This is a genomic window from Flavobacterium sp. (genome assembly GCF_036759525.1).
Lineage (GTDB): Bacteria > Bacteroidota > Bacteroidia > Flavobacteriales > Flavobacteriaceae > Flavobacterium.
This window is the reverse complement of sequence record NZ_DAIOUN010000020.1, coordinates 1-1432: the sequence shown is the minus strand read 5'-3', so window position 1 is coordinate 1432 and position 1432 is coordinate 1. Positions and strand designations below refer to the sequence as shown.

Below are 1432 nucleotides of genomic sequence, written 5' to 3'. Positions count from 1 at the left end.
TAGCATCACAAGCATCTGAAGCCGTTGGCATACTGAATACCGCTTGTGTTGGACACTCAACTGTGTAGGAAGCCTCAACGCCACTAATAGTTGGTACATCAATATCTCTAATTATAATAGACTGAGATTCGGTTGAAGAGTTACCACAAGCATCTGTCGCAGTCCAAGTTCTGGTTAATGTTCCTAAACCACATGCATCTAATTCTCCGCTATCCACAAAGGTTAAAACTGCATTTGGATCACAGTCTATTAAAGTTGGGGTATCAAATTCAGGTGTTGAAGTTGAACATCTGTCACAAGACGAAGGTCCATTAGCTGAAGTTGAATTACAATTAGGTCCAGCTTTAATATATCCTGTAGATGCAGATAATGGGTAGCTGTTTTTAAACACAACTTTGAACTCCGCACATTGATTATCACCTAACTCTAAATTATCCCATTTTAAACCATACACATTACAAGTTGGATCGTTTCCAATTGTCCAATCCTGATACAATTGACCATTAATATAAACTCCTTCTACGTCTGATGCTCTCAAACAAGTTGGTAAACCTAAAACATAATGACTAATTGCAGGTGTTGTCCAACAAACATTGTTAATGAATGATTTTCTACAAACGTCATCATCATTAGGAGAACAATCTACAATAATATCATCTCCAATTCCAACAATAACTGGTGCGGTTACATCGTATGTTCTAGTTACTACGGTGCTTACACTTGCACTGTTTCCACAATCGTCTGTTACACTAAAGGTGTAAGTACGACTTTGAGTACATCCGTCTTCTGAAGTAACTACATCGCCGGCTACGCCACTAACAGAACCTCCTGCTGAACAGTTGTCGCTCCATGTAGTAGTTAATTGTGGCCAAGCTGCGTTACATCCTTCTAACCTATAATCTGGAACAGAAACAATAGTAGGATCTGTTGAATCTATTACTTCAATGATTTGTTTATGAATAATAAAGTTGCCACATAAATCAGTAGCTTTCCATAGTCTGATAATAGTGTAACTAAAATCACAATCCCCATCTATTCTAGTTTCAAGAACAGGAAGTACAGTTGCAATACCGCAATTATCAATAGCAGTTAACACTTCTGCAACCGGAACACTATCACATTCAACTGTAATATTTTGAGGTAATGTTCCAACAAATGTTGGAGGTGTTACATCGTATGTTCTAGTTACTACGGTGCTTACACTTGCACTGTTTCCACAATCGTCTGTTACACTAAAGGTGTAAGTACGACTTTGAGTACATCCGTCTTCTGAAGTAACTACATCGCCGGCTACGCCACTAACAGAACCTCCTGCTGAACAGTTGTCGCTCCATGTAGTAGTTAATTGTGGCCAAGCTGCGTTACATCCTTCTAACCTATAATCAGAGATAGATACAATAGCTGGTGCGGTTACATCGTATGTTCTAGTTAC

At 38.8% G+C, this 1432-nt stretch carries 1 pseudogene; it reads right to left on the bottom strand.

Annotation, left to right across the window (positions count from 1 at the left end):
• Positions 1-1432: pseudogene (locus V7M80_RS11440) on the bottom strand (hypothetical protein); the annotation flags it as partial.